The organism is Pseudomonas sp. MF6776, from assembly GCF_016613125.1.
Classification (GTDB): Bacteria; Pseudomonadota; Gammaproteobacteria; order Pseudomonadales; family Pseudomonadaceae; genus Aquipseudomonas; species Aquipseudomonas iridis.
In genome coordinates this window covers 82,320-100,503 of the sequence record NZ_JAENSQ010000016.1, presented here as the reverse complement: position 1 = coordinate 100,503, position 18,184 = coordinate 82,320, and the positions used below count along the sequence as shown (strand labels likewise).

Here is an 18,184-nt window from a genome sequence, read left to right as displayed (position 1 = left end):
AGCTCACTGCGCGAGTTATGTGCAAGGCTCATAAAAAAGGCTCTGTTTTCTCAAACAGAGCCTTTTTTATTTCTTAGTTAAAGGCCGTTTTTAGCCTTGAACTCCCGACGCCGACGGTGCAACACCGGTTCGGTATAGCCATTGGGCTGCTTCGTCCCCTCAATCACTAACTCCACCGCCGCCTGGAAGGCGATGTTGCTGTCGAAGTTCGGTGCCAGCGGACGGTACAGCGAGTCGTTGGCGTTCTGACGATCGACCACCGGCGCCATGCGCTTGAGGCTTTCCATCACTTGCGCTTCGGTGACGATACCGTGGCGCAGCCAGTTGGCGATGTGCTGGCTGGAGATACGCAGCGTCGCACGGTCTTCCATCAGGCCGACGTCATTGATATCCGGCACTTTCGAGCAACCCACGCCTTGGTCGATCCAGCGCACCACGTAGCCGAGAATGCCCTGGGAGTTGTTGTCCAGTTCGTTCTTGATCTGCTCTGGTGTCCAGTTCGGATTGACCGCCAGCGGAATGGTCAGGATGTCGTCCACCGAAGCGCGAGCACGTTTGGCCAATTCGGCCTGACGGGCGAACACGTCGACCTTGTGGTAGTGCAGCGCGTGCAGCGCAGCGGCGGTCGGCGATGGCACCCAGGCGGTGTTGGCACCGGCCAGTGGGTGAGCGATTTTCTGTTCGAGCATCGCTGCCATCAGGTCGGGCATCGCCCACATGCCTTTACCGATTTGTGCACGACCTTGCAGGCCAGTGCTCAGACCGATATCGACGTTCCAGTTCTCGTAGGCGCCGATCCATTTCTCGGCCTTCATGTCAGCCTTGCGCACCATCGGGCCGGCTTCCATGGAGGTGTGGATTTCGTCGCCGGTGCGGTCGAGGAAACCGGTGTTGATGAACACCACGCGTTCGCTGGCCGCCTGGATGCAGGCCTTGAGGTTGACCGTGGTGCGGCGCTCCTCGTCCATGATCCCGACTTTCAGGGTGTTGCGTTTCAGGCCAAGCACGTCTTCGATACGGCCGAACAGTTCGTTGGTGAACGCTGCTTCTTCCGGGCCGTGCATCTTCGGTTTAACGATGTAGACCGAGCCGGTGCGAGTGTTCTTGCGCGAAGTGTTGCCGTTGAGGTTGTGCATCGCCGCCAGGCAAGTCAGCAGACCGTCGAGGATGCCTTCCGGCACTTCGTTGCCGTCTTTGTCGAGGATCGCGTCGATGGTCATCAGATGACCGACGTTGCGCACGAACAACAGCGAGCGGCCATGCAGGGTCACTTCGCCGCCATCGACTGTGGTGTAGCTGCGGTCCGGGTTCATGGTGCGAGTGAAGGTCTGGCCGCCCTTGGCGACTTCTTCCGACAGATCGCCCTTCATCAGGCCCAGCCAGTTGCGGTAGATCACCACTTTGTCGTCGGCATCGACGGCCGCCACGGAGTCTTCGCAGTCCATGATGGTGGTCAGCGCGGCTTCCATCAGCACGTCTTTGACGCCGGCCGCGTCGGTCTGGCCGACAGGGGTGCTGGCGTCGATCTGGATTTCGAAATGCAGACCGTTGTTTTTCAGCAGGATCGCGATTGGCGCGTTGGCGTCGCCCTGGAAGCCGATCAGCTGTGCATCGTTACGCAGACCGCTGTTGCTGCCGCCCTTGAGGGTGACCACCAGTTTGCCGTCGGCGATTTTGTAGCCGGTCGAATCGACGTGGGAACCCGCTGCCAGTGGCGCGGCTTCGTCGAGGAAAGCACGGGCGAAGGCGATGACTTTGTCGCCACGCACCTTGTTGTAGCCTTTGCCTTTTTCCGCGCCACCGTCTTCGCTGATCGCGTCGGTGCCGTAGAGGGCGTCGTACAGCGAACCCCAGCGAGCGTTCGAGGCGTTGAGGGCGAAGCGCGCATTCATCACCGGCACAACAAGTTGCGGGCCAGCGGTACGGGCGATTTCGTCATCGACGTTTTGCGTCGTTGCCTGGAAATCAGCCGCTTCTGGCAGCAGATAACCGATTTCTTGCAGGAAGGCTTTATAAGCCACAGCGTCGTGCGCCTGGCCCGCGTGTTCCTGATGCCAGGCGTCAATGCGAGCCTGGAAGTCATCGCGTTTGGCGAGTAGGGCTTTGTTCTTCGGTGCCAGGTCGTGAATGACCTTGTCGGCACCTTCCCAGAATTTGTCGGCGGTGAGGCCGGTACCGGGAATGGCTTCGTTGTTCACGAAGTCGAACAGGACTTTGGCGACCTGCAGGCCACCGACTTGAACGTGTTCAGTCATTGCTTGCCTCACTCTGCTCAGCTATTTCGCTTTTCAGCTCTTCAATTTACCAATGAAGCCTCTGGCCATTTAAACCACAAACCTGCGGACCAGTACATGCCATTGCTGGCGGCTGGGCTGGGACCAATCAACGGCTTGGGGCCTTGCTGACGGGGCTTTCAGGATTGCGAACATGCCTTGGGCAGACATCGATCCAGCGTTATGTAGTGCGCGCTGCGGCATACTACATGATGAGTTGCGCTTGTGAAAATCAGACTAATTACGTCGTTCTGCGACCCCATGACGCATTGCGGTCACGGTGCGGAACAGGATGTTCTCAAAAAACCATTGGATTGTTCCAGTTAAATATCGAAAGTTGTACACGATTTATCTTCGCGTCAGATCGGACGGCGCCCACATGGCCGGCGCATCCCCCTGTGGGAGCGGGCTTGCCCGCGAAGAGAGCAGTCGCTACGACGCACAAGTCCTGCTTGCCTATACTTGCCCTTCCATAACAAAAGTCATGACAAGAGGGCTGCGCCATGGACCATCTCGTACTCACTGTTTTCGCCCCGGACAAACCCGGGCAGGTCGAGCGCATCGCCCAATGCATCGCCGAGCATGGCGGTAACTGGCTGGAAAGTCGTATGTCGCGAATGGCCGGACAGTTCGCCGGGATTCTGCGGGTGGGTGTGCCGGCGGAGGCTTACGACGAATTAGTCGATTCCCTACAAGCACTGTCGACTCATGGCATTCGCGTGCTGATCGCCGAAAGCGGTATCGAGCAATCCTGCACCTGGAAACCGATCGCGATGGAACTGGTGGGCAATGACCGCCCGGGGATTGTGCGCGACATCACCCGCCTGCTGAGCGAGCAGGGCGTCAACCTGGAGCGGCTGGTGACCGAAGTGCGCCCGGCACCGATGAGCAGCGAGCCGCTGTTTCACGCCGAAGCGATTCTGGCGGTGCCGTTGACGTTGTCGCTGGATGTCCTGCAATCGCGCCTGGAAACCCTGGCGGACGACCTGATGGTGGATCTGGTGTTACGCACAGAGGTTTAACGCTTTGGGTTATCCAGTTTAAACGTGCACCTGCCTGTGGATAACCTGTAGAGACTGCTCTCCAGGCCACGTCCACTGTGGCTCTGCGAGAGTTGATCAAAAAACCGCCAGCATTCAGTGACTTGCGCACAAACGGCGGGGATCACGCTGTGGATAACCTTGGGAAGGAACGCTAAGGGCCGCGAGCAACGTGGCCTGTAGCTGTTTGTACGTTTTTTGATCAGCTGCGTCGGCGCAAACTTATCCACGCATCGACGCTGTAAACGGCGAGGCCGGCCCATATAAAGGCAAAAGCGATCAACGTGCTCGACGACATGTGTTCACCGAACAACAGCACCGCTTGCAACAACACCAGCGTGGGCGCGATGTATTGCAGGAAGCCGATCGTGGTGTAGGGCAAATGCCGGGTTGCTGCGTTGAAACACACCAGCGGGATCAATGTTACCGGGCCTGCTGCGACTAGCCACCACGCTTGCGACGTCGTCCAGAACTCGGGTTGGACACTGGTCGCGGTTTGATTGAACAGCAGCCATGCGATGGCAATCGGCACCAGCATCCAGGTTTCCACCACCAGTCCGGGCAATGCCTTGACCGGCGCCTGTTTGCGGATCAAACCGTAGAAACCGAACGTCAGCGCCAGCACCAGCGATACCCACGGCAGACTGCCGACTTGCCACACCTGCTGCGCCACGCCGATCGCCGCCAGCCCCACGGCGATCCATTGCATGCGCCGCAGTCGTTCGCCAAGAATCACCATCCCCAGCAGCACGTTGATCAGCGGATTGATGTAGTAACCGAGGCTCGCTTCGAGCATGCGCCCGTTGTTGACCGACCACACATAGGTCAGCCAGTTGGCCGCGATCAACGTGCCGCTCAGCGCCAGAATCGCCAGACGTTTCGGGTTGTCGAGCAATTCGCGCAACCAGCCTGGGTGCTTCCAGACCATCAGCAGCAGCGCGCCGAACAGCGCCGACCACAACACCCGATGGATGATGATCTCGACCGCTGGTACTTCAGCGATGGCTTTGAAATAGATCGGGAACAGGCCCCAGATGATGTAGGCACTCAGGCCCAGGATGTACCCGCGGCGCGGGTTGGCAGCTTGCATGCAGAATCCTTGCTTAGGCAGCTAACAAAGGAGGGGATTGTAAGGAGGTTGTATAGATGTGTCGTGTCAGAAAGCAAAAAGATCGCAGCCTTCGGCAGCTCCTACATTGGAATGCGTTCCCCTGTAGGAGCTGCCGAAGGCTGCGATCTTTTGATCTTTGCTTCTTGAATCAGAAGAGTTTCAGCGGTTCTTCATTGAGCGCCGACAACTGCTCACGCAATGCCAACACCTGATCGCCCCAATAACGTTCCGTACCAAACCACGGAAAACTGTGCGGGAACGCCGGGTCATCCCAACGCCGCGCCAACCAGGCGCTGTAATGCATCAGGCGCAACGCGCGCAGCGGTTCGATCAGTGCCAACTCGCGCGGGTCGAAATCGTGAAACTCGTTGTAGCCGTCCATCAATTCCGACAATTGCCCCAGGCATTCCTGCCGATCGCCGGCAAGCATCATCCAGATGTCCTGCACCGCCGGACCCATGCGGCAGTCGTCGAGGTCGACGATGTGGAACATCTCGTCGCGGCACATCATGTTGCCGGGGTGGCAGTCGCCGTGCATGCGGATGTTCTGATGCGGCGTGTTGGCGTAGACGTCTTCCACACGCTTGAGCAGATCGCGCGCTACCGATTCGTAAGCCGGCAGCAGGCTCTTGGGGATGAAGTTGCCTTCGAGCAGCGTGGTCAGCGAGGCATGGCCGAAGTTCTGCACGGCGAGGGCTTCGCGATGTTCGAACGGCTTGGTCGCGCCGACCGCGTGAATGCGCCCGAGCAACTGACCGAGTCGGTACAACTGATCAAGATTGCCCGGCTCCGGCGCACGGCCGCCGCGACGCGGGAACAGGGTGAAGCGGAAACCGGCATGTTCGTGCAGGGTTTCGCCGTTGTGGATCATCGGCGCGACCACCGGGATCTCGACGTCGGCCAGTTCGAAGGTGAACTTGTGTTCTTCGAGGATGGCCTCGTTGGTCCAGCGTTGCGGTCGGTAGAACTTGGCGATCAGCGGTTCGGAGTCTTCGATGCCGACCTGATAGACGCGGTTTTCGTAGCTATTGAGCGCCAAAATGCGCGCATCGCTCAGGAACCCGATGCTTTCTACGGCATCGAGTACGAGGTCGGGTGTGAGGGTTTCAAACGGATGGGCCATGCTGACTCCTGCGCGCAGCAGGCTGCCGCGTCCGGCCCAGCATGGTAGCGCAGATGGCGGCGGGGGAGTTGGTTGGTGTCTGGTCGGGCCTCTTCGCGAGCAGGCTCGCTCCCACATTTGGGATGCGATCCCCTGTGGGAGCGAGCCTGCTCGCGAAAGCGATTTGTCAGGCGCCGACGACCCCGCCATCCTCACGGGTAATCGCCATCACCGAAGACCGTGGCTTGCCATTCGGCAAATGCTCAGGGAAGGTCGAACCGCCGTTCTCCCCTGGATGCTGAATCCCGACAAACAATGTCTTCTGATCCGGTGAGAAGCTGATCCCGGTGACTTCACAACCAATCGGCCCGACCATGAAGCGGCGAATCTCGCCGGTCTTGGGGTCAGCGCAGAGCATCTGGTTATTGCCCATCCCGGCAAAGTCCCCGGCGTTGCTCGAGTCGCCGTCAGTCAGAATCCACAAGCGTCCGGCCTTGTCGAAACCCAAGCCATCGGGGCTGTTGAACATGTTCTGCGGGGTGATGTTTTTCGAGCCGGCCTTCGGCGTGCCGGCGTGCACGCCCGGGTTGCCGGCGACCACGAACAGATCCCACGCGAACGTCTTCGACGCATGATCGTCGCGGTCAGTGCGCCAGCGCAGAATCTGCCCGTAGACGTTCTTCTCGCGCGGGTTCGGCCCGCCCACCGGTTGCCCGTCTTCGCCGCGCTTGGCGTTGTTGGTCAGGGTGCAATAAACCTGGCCGTCCTTCGGGCTGACCACGATCCATTCCGGGCGGTCCATGCGCGTGGCGCCGACCACACTGGCGGCGAGGCGGGCGTGGATCAGCACTTCAGCCTGATCGGCAAAGCCGCTGCTGGCATCGATGCCGTTTTTGCCGTGGGTCAGTTCGATCCATTGGCCCTGGCCTTTCGGATGATCCGGGTTGCTGTCGCCGTTATCGAATTTGGCGACGTACAGGGTGCCGTGATCGAGGATGTCGCGGTTGGCTTTGGCGTTGCGGTGGTTGATACGGTCGCGGCTGACGAATTTGTAGATGAACTCGCCACGCTCGTCGTCGCCCATGTACACCACGGCGCGACCGTCGTTGGTCTCTGCCAGTGCGGCGTTTTCATGTTTGAAGCGGCCCAGTGCCGTGCGCTTGACCGGGGTCGATTGCGGATCGAATGGGTCGATCTCGACCACCCAGCCGTGACGGTTGAGTTCGTTGGGGTTCTTCGCCATGTCGAAGCGCGGGTCGTGCGGGTGCCAGTTGATTTCGCGGCTGGCGGCCGAGACGCCGTAGCGCTTTTGCGCTGCGTCGAACTGCTGCTGGGCGTTGCTGCTGCCGAAGACGTCGGTGAAGTTCTCTTCGCAGGTCAGGTAAGTGCCCCACGGCGTTTTCCCGTTGGCGCAGTTCTGGAAGGTACCGAGGACCTTTTTGCCGTGTTTGTCGGCGGCGGTTTTCATCAGGTCGTGACCGGCCGCCGGGCCGGCGATGCGCAGCGGCGTGTTGCCATGGATGCGTCGGTTGTAACGCGAGCCCTGAACGAATTGCCACTGGCCGTTCTTGCGCTGCACCTCGATCACCGAAACGCCTTCGCACGCCAGGGCCTTGCGCACGTCTTCGGCCGATTGCGGCATGCCGCCGTGCGGGTAGAGGTAACGGTAGTTGGTGTATTCGTTGTTGATCGCCATCAACGCGCGATTTCTGTCGTCCGGGAAGGCGAACAGGCTCATGCCGTCGTTGTTGTCACCGAACTGCACTTCCTGTGCGGCCGCGGTGCCATTGCCACTCGGGTCGAACGCCGGGCCATTCTTTTGCAGGGGCTGGCCCCAACTGATCAGTACTGAAGATTTGTAGCCTTTGGGCAGGCTGATGACATCAGTGGTCGCCGCCGGAATGCTTTCAAAGCCCAGCAGACGGCTGTTGCCAGCACTGACGCCAGTGGCCAGCGCGCTGCGGCTCAGGAGGCTACCGCCCAGGAACATCGCTGCGCCACACAGAGCGCCGGCGCCGATGAAACCGCGACGGCTGAGGCCGACCATTTTTTCCAGATCAGTCGATTGGTTTTCTTCTAGTAGGCTCACATCAGGCTTCCTGCTTGGTTTTGGCAGTCACCTTAATGAGCGTCGATGACGCTTTCGTTGCAGGCCGCGATTAAAGTGACGTGCCGATCAGCACATTGGACGGCGAAAACTGCACATGCACGGGTTGCCCCACTGCCAGCCCACGGCTGCGCAAGTCCTGCGGTTCGGCCAGCGCGCAAAGGGTGTGGCCGTTGGGCAGGGAAATCCGCACTTCGCTGGGGCCGTCGTCGGCGTCGAGAATCGCTTCGATGGTGCCCTCCAGATGATTGTGCCCAGGCGTTGCCGGCTGATCGCTGGCCAGCAAATCGAGCCAGCCGGCCTTGATCAGGGCCACCACTTGCGAACCGGTTTGCAGCTCCAGATGCACAGTGCTGTCGTGGGTGATTTGTGCGTCGAGGCATAAGCCTTCGGCCAGCTCCAGACGAATCAGGTCATTGCGCCCCTGAGCGTTGATCGCCACGACTTTGCCGTGCAACTGGTTGCGAGCGCTGGTGCGTAGCATCAAGCGACCGAGCAGGTCGAGGTCGCTGGCGTCTTCGGCGGCTTCCAGTACCTGCGCTTGCAAGGCTTGCAGCTTTTGATAGAGGCGCAGCACCCGTTGACCTTCGCTGGACAGTTTGGCACCGCCGCCGCCCTTGCCGCCGACGGCACGCTCGACCAGCGGCTTTTGCGACAGGTTGTTCAGCTCATCGATGGCGTCCCACGCCGCTTTGTAGCTCAGCCCTGCGCTTTTCGCTGCACGGGTGATCGAGCCCTGTTCGGCGATATGTTGCAGCAGGGCAATGCGCTGCGGGCGACGGACAATGTGCTGGGAGAGCAGGGAAGGCATGGACATGAATGGGTGCTTTTTTGCTGTGGCGGTGGGAGGTGAAGTTGGCGGCTTGTGGCGCGCGAGTCAAGCCGTGTGCAGAACCTGTCCGTGGGGGGCGCCCTGCTATTCGTCACTGCGCAATATCGATGCAGGAGCTGCGGCACGCTGCGATTTTTTGATTTTAAAGATCAGGATCAAAAGATCGCAGCGTGCCGCAGCTCCTACAGAGGATTGCGCTGACCTCAGGAGCCGGGTTTTGGCGTGCGCGCCAGGCAATACACGTCGACCCTTGCCGCTCCCGCATTCATTAACAGTCGTGCAAGGGCCTGGGCCGTTGCGCCGGTGGTCAAAACATCATCAACCAACGCCAGATGCCGACCCTTTACGTTCGCATCTGACGTCAGGGCAAAGGCATTGCGCAGGTTGCGCTTGCGCGCCTTGGCATCAAGATCCTGCTGGGCGCTGGTGTCCTGAATCCTGTGCACAACATTCTCCTCGCAGGGCAAATCCAGTTGCCGACTCAACCAGCGCGCCAACATCGCTGCCTGGTTGAATCCGCGTTGACGCAGACGTTTAGCGGCCAATGGCACCGGCAACAACGCGTCGGGGCGCGGCAAGTCTTTATCGAAGCGATGTTGCAGGTATTGGCTGAGAACGTCGGCGAGCAGATGACCAAACGGCCATTTCGCGTTGTGTTTAAAGCGGGTAATCAAACTGTCCACCGGGAAATCGTAGCGCCATGGCACGGCGACCTGTTCGTACGCCGGAGGCTCTAGCAGGCACCCGTCGCAGGTCAGTCCGGCCTCGGGCAGCGGCAATGCGCAGGTCTGGCAGTGCTCGCCCAGCCATGGCATCTCGGCTTCGCAAGCGACGCAGATTGGCATTTCTGCTTCTGCTGGCTCATCGCACAATAAGCAGTTCTGTACGTTTTTTAAACAGATGTAAACCTGATCTTTGTCTCGTGGTTGACAGCGCATGACACTTCCTTAAATATGCCGAACATCCGTGTAGCGCCTGTGGGTATTCCGTTCCCGCAGCCGCCAGCCAAGCATAACCAAGGAAATACCCATGAGCGCGAGCACCACTGCCACCCTGCGTCACGACTGGTCATTGGCCGAAGTCAGAGCCCTCTTCGTACAGCCATTCAACGACTTGCTGTTCCAGGCGCAGACGGTGCACCGCGCGCATTTCAACGCCAACCGCGTTCAAGTCTCCACGCTGCTGTCGATCAAGACCGGCGCCTGCCCGGAAGATTGCAAATATTGTCCGCAGTCCGGTCACTACAACACCGGCCTGGAAAAAGAAAAGCTGATGGAAGTGCAGAAAGTCCTCGAAGAGGCTGCCCGCGCCAAAGCCATCGGCTCGACGCGTTTCTGCATGGGGGCGGCGTGGAAGCATCCGTCGGCCAAGGACATGCCCTACGTGTTGAAAATGGTCGAAGGCGTCAAAGCCATGGGCCTGGAAACCTGCATGACTCTCGGTCGTCTCGATCAGGATCAGACCGAAGCGCTGGCCAAGGCCGGGCTCGATTACTACAACCACAACCTCGACACCTCGCCTGAGTTTTACGGCAGCATCATCACCACCCGCACGTACAGCGAGCGCCTGCAAACGCTGGCCTACGTGCGTGAGTCGGGGATGAAGATCTGTTCCGGCGGCATTCTGGGCATGGGCGAGTCGCTGGATGACCGCGCCAATCTGCTGATCCAGTTGGCTAACCTGCCGGAGCATCCGGAGTCGGTACCGATCAACATGCTGGTGAAAGTCGCCGGCACGCCACTGGAAAACGCCGAGGACATCGATCCGTTCGACTTCATCCGCATGCTCGCCGTGGCGCGCATCCTGATGCCGCAATCCCACGTGCGGCTGTCGGCCGGGCGTGAAGCGATGAACGAGCAGATGCAGGCCCTGGCGTTCTTCGCGGGCGCCAACTCGATTTTCTACGGTGACAAGTTGCTGACCACTGCCAACCCGCAAGCGGACAAGGACATGCAACTGTTTGCGCGTCTGGGCATCGCGCCGGAAGCCCGCGAAGAGCACTCCGACGAAGTGCATCAGGCCGCGATCGAACAGGCGTTGGTGGAGCAGAAGAGTACCGAGCAGTTCTACAACGCCGCGGTGTAAAGATTTGCGCGCACTCCTCTGAAGGAATGCAAACCCCTGTGGGAGCGAGCCTGCTCGCGAATGCCGTCGAATATTCAACAGTGATGTCGACTGGACTGACGCTTGCGCGTTCAGGCTTGCTCCCACAGGGGATCTGTCTATTTGAAAATCGAGGCCTGCATGTCTTTCGATCTCGCCGCACGCCTTGCTGCCCGACGTGCCGAAAATCTCTACCGCCAGCGACCGCTGCTGGAAAGCCCGCAAGGGCCCGAGGTGGTGGTCGACGGCCAGCCATTGCTGGCGTTCTGTAACAACGACTATCTGGGCCTGGCCAATCACCCGCAGGTCATCGAAGCCTGGCGCGCCGGTGCCAAGCGTTGGGGCGTGGGCGGCGGGGCGTCGCATCTGGTGATCGGCCACAGCGGCCCGCATCACGCACTCGAAGAAGCACTGGCTGATCTCACCGGTCGGCCGCGTGCGCTGCTGTTTACCACCGGCTACATGGCCAATCTCGGTGCGGTCACAGCGTTGGTCGGGCAGGGCGATACGGTGCTGGAAGACCGGCTCAATCACGCCTCGTTGCTGGATGCGGGGCTGTTGTCCGGCGCGCGCTTCAATCGTTATCTGCATAACGACGCAGTAAGTCTGGCCAAGCGACTCGAGAAAGCCACCGGCAATACGTTGGTGGTTACCGATGGCGTGTTCAGCATGGACGGCGACCTTGCCGATCTGCCGGCGCTGGCCCGTGAGGCCAGGGCCAAAGGCGCGTGGCTGATGGTCGACGATGCCCATGGTTTCGGCCCGTTGGGTGCTAATGGCGGCGGTATCGTCGAGCATTTCGGCTTGAGTCAGGACGACGTCCCTGTGCTGGTCGGCACGCTCGGCAAAGCCTTCGGTACGGCGGGCGCGTTCGTCGCTGGCAGCGAAGAGTTGATCGAAAGCCTGATCCAGTTCGCGCGTCCGTACATCTACACCACCAGTCAACCGCCGGCGCTGGCCTGTGCGACGCTGAAAAGTCTCGAGCTGCTGCGTAGTGAACACTGGCGTCGAGAGCATTTGCAGACGCTGATCCGCCAGTTCCGTCGCGGTGCCGAACAGATCGGCCTGGAGTTGATGGACAGCTTTACCCCGATCCAGCCAATCATGATCGGCGATGCCGGCCGCGCGGTGCGCCTGTCGCAGATGTTGCGCGAACGTGGCTTGATGGTCACCGCGATCCGTCCGCCGACCGTGCCCGCTGGCAGCGCAAGACTGCGCGTAACCCTGACCGCCGCCCACAGCGAGGCGCAGGTGCAGCTATTGTTAGAAGGACTGGCTGATTGCTTTGCACAACTGTCTTCGGAGCCAAGCCATGCGTGATCGCCTGATTCTGCTGCCCGGCTGGGGCCTCGGTGTTTCGCCGATGGAGCCTTTGGCCGCTGCGCTCCAAGGACTCGACGAACATCTGCATGTCGAGGTCGAGCCGTTGCCGGAACTCGACTCCTGCGACCTGCAAGACTGGCTCGATGACCTCGATGAGCGCATTCCTCAAGACGTGTGGCTCGGTGGCTGGTCGCTCGGCGGGATGCTCGCGTCCGAACTGGCGGCGCGTCGCGGCGACAGGTGTTGCGGATTGCTGACACTGGCGAGCAATCCTTCCTTTGTTGCTCATGAACAATGGCCGAGTGCGATGCCCGGCGAGACCTTCGATGCGTTTCTTGCCGGTTGCGCTGCTGATCCACGGCTGACCCTCAAACGTTTCTCGCTGCTGTGCGCTCAGGGCGCGCAAGACCCGCGCGGCTTGTCGCGGCTGATGCTCGGCGGCGCACCGAACACTTCGTCGGCGGCACTGATGGCCGGGCTGGAATTGCTCGCGCAACTGGATACGCGCGAAGCGTTGCAGGCGTTTCGTGGCCCGCAGTTGCATCTGTTCGCCGGGCAGGACGGATTGGTGCCGGCAGAGGCGGCGGGCGAATTGTTCGCCCTGTTGCCGGATATTGAAATTGGTCTGATCGAACAGGCCAGTCATGCGTTTCTTCTGGAAGACCCCCATGGAGTGGCGGGTGCGATCCAGGCTTTTTTACATGAGTGCGGTGATGACTGATTTGTCCCATGTGGCGCTGCCCGGCGGCTTGCCTGACAAGCGTCAGGTCGCGGCCTCTTTCTCCCGCGCGGCGGCCAGCTACGACAGTGTCGCCGAGTTGCAACGTGATGTCGGTACACAATTGCTGCAGCGCTTGCCAGCGGATTTCGTGCCGTCGCGCTGGCTGGATCTGGGCTGCGGCACCGGGTATTTCAGTCGTGCATTGGCCGGGCGTTTTGCCCATGGCCAAGGGCTGGCGCTGGACATTGCCGAGGGCATGCTTGATCACGCGCGACCGTTGGGTGGTGCCGAGCATTTCATCGCCGGTGACGCGGAACGTCTGCCGTTACGCGATTCAACCTGCGATCTGATCTTCTCCAGCCTTGCGGTGCAGTGGTGTGGGAATTTTGATGCGGTGCTCAGTGAAGCTTTCCGTGTGCTGAAACCCGGCGGAATTTTCGCGTTTGCTAGTCTTTGTGTAGGGACATTGTTTGAGTTGCGCGATAGCTGGCGTCAGGTCGATGGTCTGGTGCATGTGAATCGCTTCCGCGAGTTCGCGCGATATGAACAGTTGTGTGCGGCCAGTGGCCTGCGCACGGTGAGTCTGGAGAATCAGGTGCATGTGCTGCATTACCCGGATGTGCGCAGTTTGACCCATGAGCTGAAGGCTCTGGGGGCGCACAATCTGAATCCTGGTCGTCCGGGTGGATTGACCGGGCGGGCGCGGATTCTTGGTCTGGTCGAGGCTTACGAGCAGTTCCGTCAGGCGTCGGGGTTGCCGGCGACTTATCAGGTGGTCTACGCCGTGTTGGAGAAACCCGTATGAGCGCAGCCTATTTCATCACCGGAACTGACACCGACGTTGGCAAGACAACGGTCGCCGCCGGATTGCTGCATGCGGCGCGTTCGGCAGGGTTGAGCACCGCGGCGGGTAAGCCGGTTGCCTCCGGGTGCGAAGTCACGCCCAAGGGTTTGCGCAACTCGGATGCCTTGGCCTTACTGGCCGAGTGTTCGTTGCCGCTGAGTTATCAACAGGTCAATCCGATAGCGTTCGAGCCGGCTATTGCTCCGCATCTGGCGGCTCGCGAGGCCGGTGTCGCGCTGACGGTGCAATCGCTGCTGACGCCGATGCGCGAGATTCTGGCCATGAATGCCGATTTCACCCTGATAGAGGGCGCGGGTGGCTGGCGGGTGCCGTTGGCGGATCAGGACAATCTCTCGGATTTGGCGATGGCGTTGAAGCTGCCGGTGATTTTGGTGGTGGGTGTGCGGCTGGGTTGCATCAGCCATGCGTTGCTGACAGCCGAGGCGATTGCCCGAGATGGTCTGCAACTGGCGGGGTGGGTGGCGAATATCATCGATCCGAAGACTTCGCGGCTGGAGGAGAATCTGGCGACGCTCGCGGAGCGGATTCCCGCACCTTGTCTTGGGCGAGTGCCCAAGCTCAAGGCGCTGAGCGCTGAAGCGGTGGCTGAGCATTTGCAGTTGGACTTGCTCGACTAAGGTTTTGCCTATGGGCAGGCACTGTGCCATTAGTGTTTTTGACGGGTGTTTTTCTGGCGCCTCTGGTTCAATGGCGACTATTGATCCTTCCCAAGGATGAGACCAGTTATGGAAATCTCCGGTAACACAGCTTTTTATGCGGGTTTGAGCTCGATTCAGACCGGGCAGAATCGCGTCGATCAGGCGGCCGGCCAGATCGCCAACAACACCATTGAGCGTTCGGTCACCAGCCAGTCTTCTGAAGTACAGGTCGATCGCCTGCGTGGCCTGGATCGTGCGCAGCAGTCTGATCTGGCAAGCAACATCGTCGAGATGTCTCAGGGCAAATACCAAGCTGAGCTGGGCGTGAAAGTCGTCAAGGCATCCGACGAAGTGCTCGGTACGATCATCGATACATTCGCCTGATTTTCAGAGCTTCCAGCACGCTGAACGCCGCGCATTGTCGCGGCGTTTTTCGTTGTAAGTCCTTCTCGCTCAACTAATCTTCTTTTTATCGTCCATGACTCGATCGAGTCGATGGCGGTTTGCTGTGTCCGGCGTTTGGAAGATATGAAGACGAACGGCAAATGATCGACGCTTGACAAGATTTCGGCGTAAACGTATGTTTCAAACAACTGTTTGACCGTCACAACAAATCAACACGGTCGTTCATTCCCGGTTACATCAGCAGAGGTTTATCGCTATGCCTGACTACAAGGCCCCCTTGCGTGATATTCGCTTCGTTCGTGACGAACTGCTCGGCTACGAAGCGCACTATCAGAGCCTTCCGGCTTGCGCAGACGCAACTCCGGACATGGTTGATGCCATTCTCGAAGAAGGCGCCAAGTTTTGTGAGCAGGTACTGGCGCCGCTGAACCGCGTGGGCGACATCGAAGGTTGCACCTGGAGCGAGTCCGGCGTTAAAACCCCGACTGGCTTCAAAGAGGCTTACAAGCAATTCGTCGAAGGCGGCTGGCCAAGCCTGGCGCACGACGTCGAGCACGGTGGTCAGGGTCTGCCTGAGTCGCTGGGTCTGGCCGTCAGCGAAATGGTTGGCGAAGCCAACTGGTCGTGGGGCATGTACCCAGGCCTGTCGCACGGCGCGATGAACACCATCTCCGAGCACGGCACCCCTGAGCAGCAAAGTGCTTACCTGACCAAACTGGTTTCGGGCGAATGGACCGGCACCATGTGCCTGACCGAGCCGCACTGCGGCACCGACCTGGGCATGCTGCGTACCAAGGCCGAACCTCAGGCTGACGGTTCGTACAAAGTTTCCGGCACCAAGATCTTCATCTCGGCCGGTGAACACGACATGGCCGACAACATCGTCCACATCGTACTGGCCCGCCTGCCGGATGCGCCTGCTGGCACCAAAGGCATCTCCCTGTTCATCGTTCCAAAGTTCATGCCCAATGCTGATGGCACCGTCGGTGCACGCAACGCTGTGACTTGCGGTTCGCTTGAACACAAGATGGGCATCCACGGCAACGCCACTTGCGTGATGAACTTCGACGGCGCCACCGGTTTCCTGATCGGCCCGGCGAACAAAGGCCTGAACTGCATGTTCACCTTTATGAACACCGCACGTCTGGGGACCGCGCTGCAAGGTCTGGCCCACGCCGAAATCGGTTTCCAGGGTGGCCTGAAATACGCTCGCGATCGTCTGCAAATGCGCTCCCTGACTGGCCCGAAAGCGCCGGAAAAAGCTGCTGACCCGATCATCGTGCACCCTGACGTACGCCGCATGCTGTTGACCATGAAGGCATTCGCCGAAGGCAACCGCGCGATGGTGTACTTCACTGCCAAACAGGTCGACATCGTCAAGTACGGCGTGGACGAAGAAGAGAAGAAGAAAGCCGATGCACTGCTGGCCTTCATGACGCCAATCGCCAAAGCGTTCATGACCGAAGTCGGTTTCGAATCCGCCAACCACGGCGTGCAGATCTACGGCGGCCACGGCTTCATCGCCGAGTGGGGCATGGAGCAGAACGTTCGCGACAGCCGCATTTCGATGCTGTACGAAGGCACCACCGGTATCCAGGCACTCGACCTGCTGGGCCGCAAAGTACTGATGACGCAAGGCGAGGCTCTGAAAAGCTTCACCAAGATTGTCCACAAGTTCTGCCAGACCAACGAAGGCAACGAAGCGGTTCAAGAGTTCGTCACGCCGCTGGCTGCACTGAACAAGGAATGGGGCGAGCTGACCATGAAGGTCGGTATGGCCGCCATGAAAGATCGCGAAGAAGTCGGCGCGGCCTCCGTGGATTACCTGATGTACTCCGGTTATGCCTGCCTGGCCTACTTCTGGGCCGACATGGCGCGTCTGGCTGCCGAGAAACTGGCAGAAGGCACGGGCGACGCGGCGTTCTACACCGCCAAGCTGCAAACTGCGCGCTTCTACTTCCAGCGCATCCTGCCGCGTACCCGTACCCACGTGGCCACCATGCTGTCGGGCGCCAATAACCTGATGGACATGAAAGAAGAAGACTTCGCACTGGGCTACTAAGCCTTAACGCGGTCTGTTGAAAAACCGCTGCTCCCTCGGGGGCAGCGGTTTTTTTATGCGCGAATTTCCTCCGGCCGCGGGTATTTCTGAAAGAAATTCCCGACGTTGCCATCAAGCATGATGGCCATGAAGGAGATTTCATCTCCAAGGGGGCAAAAAACCTTGGTCGACGGCTCAGAAATCAGTGTTTCCGGCCGTTAAAGAGACTGCATGTGATCTGGATCACAATCTGTGTGCTTAACTGGCCACATTGCAGGCACAATGCCATCTCTTTGCCATGACGGGTCGGAGCTTTACCCTTGCCACGTTCTTCCGCTGTACGTTTCAGCCATTTCCTACCTTCCCTGCTGTTGTTGCTTGCGGGGTTGGCGGCTGCGTATGTCAAAGACCTCAGCGTGTTCTTCACTTCCCTGTTCAACGTGTTGCCGACTCTGGTCCTGCTGCTGGGCGGCGCTTACTGCGCGGTTTACCGACGCCAGCGCGAACTGTTTCTGATGCTCACGGTGTACATCGCCTACTTTTTGCTCGACACCCAGACCGACTTTTACCGCGACAACGGCAAAGTGCGCGAAGACGCCGCCGTGGTCTTCCATCTCGTCTGCCTGTTGCTGCCCCTGTTGTTCGGTCTGTTTGCTGCGTGGCAGGAGCGCACACACTTGTTTCAGGACATGGTCGCGCGATTCGCCGTGTTGCTCGCCTTCGGCAGCGTGGCGCTGGGGCTTGAGCAAAGTTACCCACAGGCGTTGCTGATGTGGCTTTCGGAAATTCGCTGGCCGGCGCTGCACGGCGCGTGGATGAGCCTGATCCAGTTGTCGTATCCGGTGTTCATTTCGGCATTCCTGCTGCTGGCCTGGCAATACTGGCGCAATCCGCGTCCACTGCATGCGGCGCAACTGGTCGGTTTGCTCGGGGTGTTCTGGATGCTGCCGAAAACCTTCATTCTGCCGTTTACCCTGAACATCATGTGCAGCCAGGTGATGTTGATGATTGCTGCCGCCGTGGCGCACGAGGCTTATCAAATGGCCTTTCGCGACGAACTAACCGGTTTGCCGGGCCGTCGTGCGCTCAATGAACGCATGCAGCGCTTGGGGCGCAACTATGTGCTGGCAATGAGCGACGTTGACCACTTCAAGAAATTCAACGACACCCACGGCCACGATGTCGGTGATCAGGTGCTGCGACTGGTCGCCAGCAAGCTGTCCAAAATCAGCGGAGGCGGTAGGGCATATCGCTACGGCGGTGAGGAATTTGCCCTGGTGTTCGCAGGCAAAACCCTTGAGGAATGCATGCCGCACCTTGAAGTCATTCGCGAGTCGATTGCGTCCTACAGCATCCAGTTGCGCAATCAGGAAAACCGCCCGAACGACGATCAGCAAGGTCGCCAGCGTCGCGCCGGTTCCGGTGCTTCCAGCGTGTCGGTGACGGTGAGTATCGGCGTCGCTGAGCGGGTGGAGCAGCGCAACCCCGAGCAAGTTCTCAAATCCGCGGACGAGGCGCTCTACAGTGCCAAGGGTGCGGGGCGTAACTGCGTGGTCGCGTTCGGCCAGAACCGCCGTGGCGCGGTGCGCATGGACACCGCTGCGGGTTGAGTGATGACGGCGC

At 59.8% G+C, this 18,184-nt stretch carries 15 protein-coding genes; 9 read left to right on the top strand and 6 right to left on the bottom strand.

Annotated features, from left to right (window positions below; genetic code table 11):
* Window positions 1-77 precede the first annotated feature (77 nt).
* Window positions 78-2,255, bottom strand: a complete 2,178-nt coding sequence (locus tag JJD74_RS18865) for a malate synthase G (protein ID WP_200616545.1) — start codon at window positions 2,253-2,255, stop codon at window positions 78-80.
* Window positions 2,256-2,776: 521 nt separating this feature from the next.
* On the opposite strand from JJD74_RS18865, the gene JJD74_RS18860 reads away from it, so the two are divergent.
* Window positions 2,777-3,295 carry a glycine cleavage system protein R gene (locus JJD74_RS18860; protein ID WP_042561426.1) on the top strand — a complete coding sequence of 173 codons (519 nt, stop codon included), beginning with the start codon at window positions 2,777-2,779 and terminating at the stop codon, window positions 3,293-3,295.
* 220 nt (window positions 3,296-3,515) lie between these two features.
* On the opposite strand, the gene rarD is transcribed toward JJD74_RS18860, so the two are convergent.
* The 5 genes from rarD to JJD74_RS18835 form a co-directional block, all read right to left on the bottom strand.
* Entirely contained in the window at window positions 3,516-4,403 is an 888-nt protein-coding gene (gene rarD / locus JJD74_RS18855) for an EamA family transporter RarD (RefSeq protein WP_042561425.1), read from the bottom strand.
* Window positions 4,404-4,572: 169 nt separating this feature from the next.
* Window positions 4,573-5,547: a serine/threonine protein kinase gene (locus tag JJD74_RS18850; RefSeq protein WP_042561424.1), complete on the bottom strand. Its 975-nt coding sequence runs from the start codon at window positions 5,545-5,547 to the stop codon at window positions 4,573-4,575.
* A gap of 166 nt (window positions 5,548-5,713) precedes the next feature.
* Window positions 5,714-7,615: a PhoX family protein gene (locus JJD74_RS18845; RefSeq protein ID WP_200616544.1), complete on the bottom strand. Its 1,902-nt coding sequence runs from the start codon at window positions 7,613-7,615 to the stop codon at window positions 5,714-5,716.
* Window positions 7,616-7,685: 70 nt separating this feature from the next.
* On the bottom strand, window positions 7,686-8,450 hold the full coding sequence (locus tag JJD74_RS18840) for a TOBE domain-containing protein (protein WP_200616543.1): 765 nt from the start codon (window positions 8,448-8,450) through the stop codon (window positions 7,686-7,688).
* A gap of 218 nt (window positions 8,451-8,668) precedes the next feature.
* On the bottom strand, window positions 8,669-9,403 hold the full coding sequence (locus JJD74_RS18835; protein ID WP_200616542.1) for a ComF family protein: 735 nt from the start codon (window positions 9,401-9,403) through the stop codon (window positions 8,669-8,671).
* A 91-nt stretch (window positions 9,404-9,494) separates the two neighbouring features.
* Here JJD74_RS18835 and bioB point away from each other — a divergent pair, with 91 nt between their 5' ends.
* From bioB to JJD74_RS18795, 8 genes are all read left to right on the top strand, one after another.
* Entirely contained in the window at window positions 9,495-10,550 is a 1,056-nt protein-coding gene (gene bioB, locus JJD74_RS18830; RefSeq protein WP_047303803.1) for a biotin synthase BioB, read from the top strand.
* 159 nt (window positions 10,551-10,709) lie between these two features.
* Entirely contained in the window at window positions 10,710-11,888 is a 1,179-nt protein-coding gene (gene bioF, locus JJD74_RS18825; RefSeq protein ID WP_200616541.1) for an 8-amino-7-oxononanoate synthase, read from the top strand.
* Complete coding sequence (locus JJD74_RS18820; protein WP_200616540.1) at window positions 11,881-12,612, top strand: alpha/beta fold hydrolase; 732 nt, start codon at window positions 11,881-11,883, stop codon at window positions 12,610-12,612. The genes bioF and JJD74_RS18820 overlap by 8 nt, the downstream gene beginning before the upstream one ends.
* The gene (gene bioC, locus JJD74_RS18815; protein WP_042561417.1) at window positions 12,605-13,417 is read left to right on the top strand and encodes a malonyl-ACP O-methyltransferase BioC; all 813 of its coding nucleotides are present in this window, start codon (window positions 12,605-12,607) and stop codon (window positions 13,415-13,417) included. Before JJD74_RS18820 ends, bioC begins: the two co-directional genes overlap by 8 nt.
* A complete protein-coding gene (bioD, locus tag JJD74_RS18810) occupies window positions 13,414-14,094 on the top strand; it encodes a dethiobiotin synthase (RefSeq protein WP_042561416.1) in 681 nt (226 codons plus the stop codon). Before bioC ends, bioD begins: the two co-directional genes overlap by 4 nt.
* A gap of 108 nt (window positions 14,095-14,202) precedes the next feature.
* Window positions 14,203-14,499 carry a pyrroloquinoline quinone biosynthesis protein PqqE gene (locus JJD74_RS18805; RefSeq protein WP_115147171.1) on the top strand — a complete coding sequence of 99 codons (297 nt, stop codon included), beginning with the start codon at window positions 14,203-14,205 and terminating at the stop codon, window positions 14,497-14,499.
* Between the two features lie 277 nt (window positions 14,500-14,776).
* Window positions 14,777-16,582, top strand: a complete 1,806-nt coding sequence (locus tag JJD74_RS18800; RefSeq protein WP_042561414.1) for a phenylacyl-CoA dehydrogenase — start codon at window positions 14,777-14,779, stop codon at window positions 16,580-16,582.
* A gap of 299 nt (window positions 16,583-16,881) precedes the next feature.
* Window positions 16,882-18,171 (top strand): GGDEF domain-containing protein, encoded by a 1,290-nt coding sequence (locus JJD74_RS18795; RefSeq protein ID WP_042561413.1) that lies wholly within the window; start codon window positions 16,882-16,884, stop codon window positions 18,169-18,171.
* Window positions 18,172-18,184: the final 13 nt, after the last annotated feature.